This window comes from Microbacterium sp. S308A+ (assembly GCF_049800815.1).
In the GTDB taxonomy this organism is placed as follows: Bacteria; Actinomycetota; Actinomycetes; order Actinomycetales; family Microbacteriaceae; genus Microbacterium.
Genome location: NZ_JBNAFT010000001.1, coordinates 1146791 through 1155441, shown reverse-complemented (window position 1 = coordinate 1155441; position 8651 = coordinate 1146791). Strand labels below are relative to the sequence as shown.

Genomic DNA, 8651 nt, shown 5'->3' with positions numbered 1-8651 from the left:
GGCGCCCGCCCCCCCCCCCGCGTGCGGGGGGGTTGGGGGGGCGGGGGCCCCCCCCCCCCCCCCCCCCCCCCCCCCCCGGGAACGGGGGAACGGGCAGTGTCCGGACAGAAAGAGGCCCGCACCGTCGGGGTGCGGGCCTCTTCGGCGTTCGTCCGGCTCCAGCTCAGGAGGCCGGGGCGCTGGTCGGCGTCGGAACGGAGGTCAGCGCGGGCCCGCTCGTCGACGTCGGCTCCGGCGTCGGCTTCTCGGACGGGACGAGGTCGGCGTAGTACGGGAGCGTTCCGTCGAGGACCGGCACCTGGGTCAGGGAGCCCTTGTCGTCCCCGGACTGGAAGTAGACGCCGACGGTCGCGCCGGGCTTCAGGTCGGCGCCCTGGATCCGCAGCGGGGCGTCGGCGCCGCCCAGGCTGACCGTCTTGCCCGCGCCGACACGCACGGTCTGGGCGGCGACGCCGTCCACCTCGACGGACAGCGTCGCCGAGGTGCCGGTCTCGTTCACGAGCCCGGCGACGAGATTGCCCGTGCCCTCCTCGTCGGCGACGATGAAGGCGTTGCGGACGGCCACCGGGCCGTTGCCCGGGACGTTCACGCCGTCCGAGGCGGAGTACTGGATCGTGGTGGCCTGAGGGGAGATCATCGAGCACCCGGTGGCTCCGACGATGACGGCGGCGCTGATGGCGAGAGACGCAGCAAGGCGCGATTTCACGGGTCCTCCTGGGATGCGACGTGACGGTCCGACATCATTCTAGGGCTTCTGCGGCGACTGCTCGGGACCACGGCAGGTCGATGGTCGACGGCGCCGCGTGGGCGGCTTCGGGGAAGTGCTCGGCAAACCTTAGTGCATGTTCGATGTGGTATCCTGGAGATTGCCGAAAGGACACGACTTTATGCTTTTTGAGGTTGGCGAGACCGTCGTCTATCCCCACCACGGCGCCGCGACGATCATCGAGGTCAAAGACCGGGTGATCAAGGGCGAGACAAAGAAGTATCTGAAGCTGAACGTCACGCAGGGAGACCTCATCATCGAGGTCCCGGCTGAGAACGTCGACCTCGTCGGCGTGCGCGACGTGATCGGCAGGGAGGGCCTCGACCGCGTGTTCGAGGTGCTGCGAGCCCCTTTTACCGAGGAGCCGACCAACTGGTCGCGCCGGTACAAGGCCAACCTCGAGAAGCTCGCCTCCGGCGACGTCATCAAGGTGAGTGAGGTCGTCCGCGACCTGTGGCGTCGTGATCAGGACCGGGGGCTCTCCGCGGGCGAGAAGCGCATGCTCGCCAAGGCGCGTCAGATCCTCACCTCCGAGCTCGCGCTCGCGGAGAAGATCGACGAGGAGCGGGGGGGGGGGGGGGGGGCGGGGGGGGGGCCGTCTGGTGGTTTTTTTTGGGGGGGGGGGGGGGGGCCCCCCCCCCCCCCCCCCTCCTTCTCTCGTCCACGGTCTTCGTCGTCAGCCAGCTTGGCGTGTGCCGAACATCATGCGGGCGAGAAGCAGGAGCATCGAGACGAAGCCGCCGACGAACGCGACGGGAGCCCACCACCAGCCCACGGTGAAGGTCAGCACAGCGATGATCGCAAAGGTGACGATCCAGATCACGGCCGTGTAGATGCCGAACCGCGCGGCGGTCTCCGGTTCCTCCTCGAACCGGCTCGGAGGTCCGGCGGCGCGGGCCTGCCGGGTCCAGGCCTTGTGCCGGTTCGTCTGGGTGGCGCCGAGGAACGCGAAGAGGATGATCGAGGCGATCACGCCCAGCGCGGCGAAGACGACGCACCAGACCGGGAGCGCCTGCAGAGCGACGAGTCCGGCGACGCCGAGGCCGTAGGACAGCAGGAAGCCGGCGAGGGCGAAGCCGCTGGCGCGCTTCTCCGGGAGCGGGTGGCTCGTCGTCGTCTCCTGGGACAGGGAGTCTCCGATCAAGAGGCCGACTCCGGTCGCTGCGGCGCCGAGAAGCCCGATCATCGGTCCGGTCGGAAGCGGCATCGCCCCCGTGGCTCCGAGGGTGACGAGGGTCAGCCCCACGACGACCAGCAGCGACCAGACCACCGCCCGCACGACGAAGCCGGGCGTCGGGCGCACGCGGTGGCGCAGCACGAGGGCGGCATATCTGGCGGGGTCCCTCGGGAGGCCGTCCGTGGCGGCGGCCTCGGTCTCCGCCAGGAGCAGCCGGACGTCGCCGAGCTCGGCGACTGCACGATGCGCGGCATCGGTCGGTGTCGCCCCCGCGGCTTCGAGCTCGTCGGCGCGGGCGATGAGGTTCGCGCGGATCTCCTCTTTCAGGTCCTGCACGACCGGTGTCGTCTCGATCCCGGCGAAGGCCTCGTCGAGGAGGCGGTGGATGGCGGTGTTCATCAGTCCTTGTCCTTCACGTCCAGAAGCGTGTCGATGATGCGGCGGGTGGAGACCCAGGCTGTGACATTGCCGTGGTACACGGCCCTGCCGGCGTCGGTGATCCGGTAGTACTTCCGTCGGCCTCCCTGGGTCTCGTCGCCCCAATAGGATTCGACGAGTCCGTCCTTCTCCAAGCGTCGGTATGTCGCGTACAGCGTGGCCTCCTTGATCTCGTGATCGCCGCCGGTTGCCTCGCGGATCGCCTTGTAGATCTCGAATCCGTAGGCGTCGCCGGAGCGCAGCACGCCGAGCACGATCGTGTCCGTGTGGCCTCGCAGCAGATCTGCTGCGAACGCATCCTCACTTGCCATGTCTATTACTATATCAGATCAGATACTTGACATGGTGCGGCTCTCTGCGGGGAGCGGCCGCCGGTAACGTGAGAGCGTGACCGTCGCGCCGCCGCTCCTTCCCGTTCCGCACACGGCCGTCGTCGTCGTCGCCGCAGGGTCGGGGACCCGACTCGGCGCCGGCGCGCCCAAGGCGCTCGTCGGCATCGACCACCGAACGGTCCTGCGCCATGCGCTCGACCGCGTCTTCTCCGCCGCGCCGGCGCAGGTCGTCGTCGTCGCTCCCGCCGGCTACGAGGGCGAGGCCGAGGCCGACGCGTTCGCCGCCGCCGGTCCGCGGCGGGACCTGGTGCGGGTCGTCACGGGAGGGGAGACCCGGCAGCAGTCGGTCGCGGCGGGTCTCGCGGCGCTCTGGGGCGACGTGGAGACGGTCCTCGTGCACGATGCGGCACGGGCGCTCACCCCGGCCTCGCTCATCGACGCGGTCGGCGCGGCCGTCGCCGCGGGCGCGGGGGAGGGGATCGTCCCCGCGCTCCCTGTGATCGACACCCTCAAACGCGTGTCCGGCGACGAGATCGTCGGCGTCGTCGATCGGGCCGAGCTCGCCGCCGCGCAGACGCCTCAGGGGTTCCCCCGCCGGCTGCTCGACCAGGCGTACGCCCGCGCGGCGGGGGACGGCGCGGACTACACCGACGACGCCGCGCTCTTCGCCGCCGCAGGCCACGCGGTGCGGCGGATCACCGGATCCGCGCGCGCCTTCAAGATCACGACACCGGCCGACCTGGAGCGAGCTCGACTCGTCCTCGCCTCCGACGGGACGCCGAGGGGCGAGAAGACGTGGACCGGGGCGCCCAGGGTGGGGATCGGCACGGACGTGCACGGCTTCGCCGGCGACGGCGTGCTCCGTCTCGCCGGCCTCGAATGGCCGGGGGAGCCCGCGCTCGCGGGGCACTCGGACGGCGACGCGGTGGCCCACGCGATCGTGGACGCGCTTCTGGGCGCCGCAGGGCTCGGTGACATCGGCACGCACTTCGGAACGGATCACCCGGAGTACTCGGGAGCGCACGCCGATGTCTTCCTCGCCAGGACCGCCGAGATCCTCACCGAGGCGGGATGCGCGATCGGCAACGTCGCGGTGCAGTTCCAAGGGAACCGTCCCCGCTTCAGCACGCGCCGTGCGGAGGCCGAGGCCGTCCTCTCCGCCGCGCTCGGCGGCGCGCCGGTCGCGGTGTCGGCGACGACGACGGACGGCCTCGGATTCCCCGGCCGCGGCGAGGGGATCGCGGTCACGGCCGTGGCGCTCGTGTACGGCCCGACCCCTGCGGCCGGCTGAGATCGTCATCGCCGCGGAGCCCGATCCCGCGCCGAGTAGGCTTGAGCGGTGACACTCGACCGCCCGGCCATCCGGCTCTACGACACGCGTGCGCAGGAGCTGCGCGACTTCGTCCCGCTCGACCCCGCGAACGTGACGATGTACGTGTGCGGTCCCACGGTGCAGTCCGGCCCGCATATCGGACACGTGCGGGCCGCTCTCGGCTTCGACCTGCTGCGCCGCTGGCTCACGGTCCGCTACGGGCGGGTGACCTTCGTGCGCAATGTCACCGACATCGACGACAAGGTGCTGCTGAACGCCACGGCAGAGGAGCCGTGGTGGGCGCTGGCCTACCGGATGGAGCAGGAGTTCACCGCTGCCTACTCCGGCGTCGGCATCCTCCCCCCGACATATGAGCCGAGGGCCACCGCGTCCATCCCGCAGATGCAGGAGCTGATCGCCCGCCTGATCGAGCGCGGCCACGCCTATCCCGCGACCGACGGATCGGGTGACGTGTACTTCGACGTGCGCTCCTGGCCGGAGTACGGCGCACTGACACACCAGTCCGTGGATGCGATGGAGGCTGCCGAGGACGCGGATCCCCGGGGCAAGCGCAACCCGCAGGACTTCGCGCTCTGGAAGGGCGCCAAGGCCGGCGAGCCCGCAGACGCGACCTGGGCGTCGCCATGGGGCGAGGGGCGTCCCGGCTGGCACATCGAGTGCTCGGCGATGTCGCGCCGATACCTCGGTCCGGTCTTCGACATCCATGGCGGCGGTCTCGACCTGCGTTTCCCGCATCATGAGAACGAGCTGGCGCAGTCCACCGCGGCAGGTGACGAGTTCGCCCGATACTGGGTGCACAACGGCCTCGTCACGGTGGACGGCCAGAAGATGTCCAAGTCGCTGGGGAACTTCACCCTCGCCGCCGACGTGCTCGCCGCGCACGATCCGCTCATCGTGCGCTACGCGCTCGCCGCCGCGCACTACCGGTCCAGCCTCGATCTCTCCGACTCCTCGTGGAGCGAGGCAGAGGCGGCGCTCGGGCGTGTCCGCTCCTTCGTCGGCCGCGCCCGTCGGGCGTCCGTCTCCGCCGCCGCTGCGCCGGAGGTCCTCCCCGAGGGGTTCGCCGCGGCGATGGACGACGATCTCGGGGTCCCCCAGGCCCTCGCCGTGCTGCACGAGACCGTTCGGGGCGGGAACGCCGCGATCGACGACGGCGACGCCGCGGCGGTCGCAGAGGCCTTCGGGGCCGTATCGGCGATGGTCCGGATCCTCGGGCTCGACGGCGTCCTGGCCGAGGGTGCGGACACAGGAGAGCACGGCGCGCTGGACACGCTCGTGCAGACGATGATCGCGCAGCGCGCCCAGGCGCGGACGGACAAGGACTGGGCGGCGGCGGATCGGATCCGTGACGCGATCGCCGCCGCCGGCATCACTCTGGAGGACACTCCGGACGGAACGCATTGGAGCATCGATGGCTAAGCCGAGCCGCCCGGGATCGGGCAACAGCAAGAAGAAGGGCGCTCTCAAGGGCACGGGTGGGAACGGCAGGAAGGCGCTCGAAGGCCGCGGGCCCACTCCCAAGGCAGAGGACCGTGCCTGGCACGTGGCGGGCAAACGCAAGGCCGCACAGGAGCGCTACGTCGCTGCGGGAGGCAAGGGACGACCCGGCCCCAAGCCGCAGGGCTCGAACCCGAACCGCCTCGCGGGGCGTGGCAAGGACGCGTCCGACACCGAGACCGTGACCGGACGGAACTCGGTGCTCGAGGCGCTGCGGACCAGGATCCCGGCCATCACGCTCTACATCGCGCAGCGGGTGGAGATGGACGATCGTGTCAAGGAGATGCTGGCGATCGCCCGGCACCGGGAGATCCCGGTCCTCGAGGTCACCCGGCAGGAGCTGGACCGCATGGCCGGCTTCGACGGCGTGCACCAGGGCGTCGCCCTCAAGGTCCCGCCCTACGAGTACGCGCATCCGCAGGATCTCTTGGAGCAGATCGTCGACCGCGGCGAGACCCCCTTGCTCGTGGCGCTCGACGGGGTCACCGATCCGCGCAACCTCGGCGCGATCATCCGCTCGACCGCCGCTTTCGGCGGGCAGGGCGTCATCCTGCCGCAGCGTCGGTCGGCGAGCGTGAACTCCGCCGCATGGAAGACGAGCGCGGGCGCGGCCGCCCGCGTCCCGGTGGCCCTCGCTGCCAACCTCACGACCCAGCTCAAGGAGTTCAAGAAACAGGGCGTGTTCGTGCTGGGGCTGGACGGCGACGGCGATGTGTCGCTCCCCGCCCTCCAGCTCGCCGACCGCCCGGTCGTGATCGTGGTGGGGTCCGAGGGCAAGGGCCTCTCGCGTCTCGTGACCGAGACATGCGACCAGATCGTCTCGATCCCGATCTCGGCAGCCACGGAGTCCCTCAACGCCGGCATCGCCGCATCCGTGGCGCTCTACCAGGTTGCGACGATCCGAGCCGCGGCGCGCTGACCGCCGGCTGCGGCGAGCGTCCTGCCGGGAGATCCGCGCCCTCCGGCCGGGAATACACCCTGTGGCGTGCGCCTTGCACCTCCCGTACCCTCGGTGCAGAACGGAAGGAAACGCACATGGCCCGCATCGTCGTCCTCGGAGGAACCGGCTACGCCGGACGCCACATCGTGCAAGAGGCCGTCTCCCGCGGCCATGAGGTCGTGGCCGTGTCGCGCTCGGCTCCGGAGAGCCCCGTCGAGGGCGTCTCCTCCGTCCAGGCCGACGTGCGTGACGCCGATGCCGTCGCCGGCGCGGTGACCGGTGCCGACGCGGTCGTCTCCGCGCTCTCGCCGCGGGGCGACATGGAGGATGCCGTGCTCGACGTGCTGCGTGGCCTGATCGCGGAGCTCACCGGGACGACGACCCGCCTCGGTGTGGTCGGCGGCGCCGGTGGGAGCCTGATCGCGCCCGGCGGGCCGCGACTGTTCGACCAGGGCTTCCCCGAGGAGTACAGGCACGAGGCGCAGGTCGGGATCGACTCCCTGGCCCTGCTGCAGGACTCGGACCCGTCGCTGGACTGGTTCTTCATCCACCCCGCCGAGGTCTTCGGCTCCTGGGCAGAGGGGGAGCGGACGGGACGCTACCGCGACGGCGGTGAGGTGATCGTCCGCGACGCCGACGGCAAGTCCTTCATCTCCGGCGCGGACTTCGCGATGGCCGTGGTCGACGAGGTCGAGCAGGGCAACCACCGTCGCGGACGCTTCACCGTCGGGTACTGAACGCGTCCCCCGGACCGGGACCGAGCCTGTGCCCGCCGTTCGGACGGCGGGCACAGGCGTTCTCGGACGAGGCCTGGCCGGGGCAGAGGCCTGGCCGGCTCAGACGAGATCGCGCCAGTCGACCCCGTCGGCGTCGTCCGGGATCGGGACAGCACCGGTGATCACCGGGAGAGACAGGGTCTCGGACGGCGGGCCCATGATCGTCGCCTCGTCGCGCCGGTGGCGAAGGACGTCGGTGATGTAGGAGGAGAGGACCTCCGCGAGCGGCACCGAACGGTCCTCAGCCTGGGACATGTACCAGCGGTGCTCCAGCACCTGGTGGAAGACCTCGGCCGGCTCGAGCTTGGCGCGCAGGTCGTAGGGGATCGCCCGCACGACCGGCTCGAACACCCGGGTCAGCCATTCGTGGGCGTACATCTCCTCGTCAGCCCAGTTCTTGGTGGACCGGGCGCGGAACTCGTCCAGATCGTTGAGCAGCCGCCGCGCCTGGTTCTCCTCGACGTCGAGGCCGGTGAGTCGGATCAGCCGGCGCTGGTGGTGCCCGGCGTCGACCACCTTCGGCTCGATCTCGACCCGCGTCCCGTCAGGCGTCGTCTGAATCGACATCTCCCCGATGTCGAAGCCGAGCGCGTTCAGCCGCTCGACGCGCTCGGTGATGCGCCAGGTCTCGCCGGCGGCGAAGGACTCGTGCTCGGTGAGCGCGGCCCAGAGCGCGCGATAGGACGAGACGATCCCGTCGGCGACCGCGACCGCGTCGACGCCGTGCTCGAGGCGGCCTCCCGCGGCGAGATCCATGATCTCGCCGGCGATGTTGGTGCGGGCGACGTCGAGATCGTGCGCGCGCTGCCCCTCGGTCAGACCGCCCTCATGGAGCTCACCCGTCTCGGCGTCCACCAGATACGCGGCGAAGGCGCCGGCGTCACGCCGGAAGAGGGCATTGGACAGCGAGACGTCGCCCCAGAAGAAGCCGACGTTGTGCAGTCGGACGAGGAGCAGGGCGAGCGCGTCGACGAGGCGGGTCGCGGTGTCCGGACGGAGGACACGGGTGAAGAGCGCGCGGTAGGGCATGGAGAACCGCAGGTGCGCCGTCACCAGGGCGGCGGGGAGCGGGACACCGTCCTCGTCCGTCCGCCCGGCGATCACCGCGACACGCGAGACGCAGGGGACGTCGAGGCGGGCGAGGTTGCCGAGCATCTCGTACTCGCGGCGTGCCATCTCCTCCGTGGTCTCCTTGACGGCGACGACGCGGCCCGACAGATCCGCGAACCGGACGAGATGGCGGGACAGGCCTTTCGGCAACGAGACGATCGCGTCGGAGGGCCACTTCGCCAGTGGCGTGGACCAGGGCAGTCCCAGCAGGCCTGCGTCGACCGTGCTCGCGGTGATGGTCAGGGCGTCCTGCACGGCGTTCCTCCTCTTCCCCAGACCACG

8 protein-coding genes and 1 pseudogene are annotated in these 8651 nt (G+C 71.0%); 5 read left to right on the top strand and 4 right to left on the bottom strand.

Annotated features, from left to right (window positions below; all coding sequences use genetic code 11):
* Nucleotides 1-163: 163 nt before the first annotated feature.
* Entirely contained in the window at nucleotides 164-706 is a 543-nt protein-coding gene (locus tag ACP15J_RS05470; protein WP_424937373.1) for a hypothetical protein, read from the bottom strand.
* 181 nt (nucleotides 707-887) lie between these two features.
* Here ACP15J_RS05470 and ACP15J_RS05465 point away from each other — a divergent pair.
* Nucleotides 888-1334, top strand: a pseudogene (locus ACP15J_RS05465) (CarD family transcriptional regulator); the annotation flags it as partial.
* A 108-nt stretch (nucleotides 1335-1442) separates the two neighbouring features.
* Here ACP15J_RS05465 and ACP15J_RS05460 read toward each other — a convergent pair.
* Together ACP15J_RS05460 and ACP15J_RS05455 are read right to left on the bottom strand one after the other, a co-directional pair.
* Nucleotides 1443-2342, bottom strand: coding sequence for a permease prefix domain 1-containing protein (locus ACP15J_RS05460; protein ID WP_424937374.1), 900 nt, complete (start codon nucleotides 2340-2342; stop codon nucleotides 1443-1445).
* Complete coding sequence (locus tag ACP15J_RS05455) at nucleotides 2342-2692, bottom strand: PadR family transcriptional regulator (protein WP_424937375.1); 351 nt, start codon at nucleotides 2690-2692, stop codon at nucleotides 2342-2344. The genes ACP15J_RS05460 and ACP15J_RS05455 overlap by 1 nt, the downstream gene beginning before the upstream one ends.
* A 76-nt stretch (nucleotides 2693-2768) precedes the next feature.
* Between ACP15J_RS05455 and ispD the strand changes: the two genes are divergently transcribed.
* From ispD to ACP15J_RS05435, 4 genes are all read left to right on the top strand, one after another.
* The gene (gene ispD, locus ACP15J_RS05450) at nucleotides 2769-4004 is read left to right on the top strand and encodes a 2-C-methyl-D-erythritol 4-phosphate cytidylyltransferase (RefSeq protein ID WP_424937376.1); all 1236 of its coding nucleotides are present in this window, start codon (nucleotides 2769-2771) and stop codon (nucleotides 4002-4004) included.
* A gap of 48 nt (nucleotides 4005-4052) precedes the next feature.
* Nucleotides 4053-5465 carry a cysteine--tRNA ligase gene (gene cysS / locus ACP15J_RS05445; RefSeq protein ID WP_424937377.1) on the top strand — a complete coding sequence of 471 codons (1413 nt, stop codon included), beginning with the start codon at nucleotides 4053-4055 and terminating at the stop codon, nucleotides 5463-5465.
* Nucleotides 5458-6462, top strand: a complete 1005-nt coding sequence (gene rlmB / locus ACP15J_RS05440; RefSeq protein ID WP_424937378.1) for a 23S rRNA (guanosine(2251)-2'-O)-methyltransferase RlmB — start codon at nucleotides 5458-5460, stop codon at nucleotides 6460-6462. Before cysS ends, rlmB begins: the two co-directional genes overlap by 8 nt.
* 116 nt (nucleotides 6463-6578) lie before the next feature.
* The gene (locus tag ACP15J_RS05435) at nucleotides 6579-7220 is read left to right on the top strand and encodes an NAD(P)-dependent oxidoreductase (protein ID WP_424937379.1); all 642 of its coding nucleotides are present in this window, start codon (nucleotides 6579-6581) and stop codon (nucleotides 7218-7220) included.
* 99 nt (nucleotides 7221-7319) lie between these two features.
* Here the strand turns inward: ACP15J_RS05435 and ACP15J_RS05430 are convergent, their stop codons facing one another.
* Nucleotides 7320-8624, bottom strand: a complete 1305-nt coding sequence (locus tag ACP15J_RS05430) for a DUF4032 domain-containing protein (protein WP_424937380.1) — start codon at nucleotides 8622-8624, stop codon at nucleotides 7320-7322.
* Nucleotides 8625-8651 lie beyond the last annotated feature (27 nt).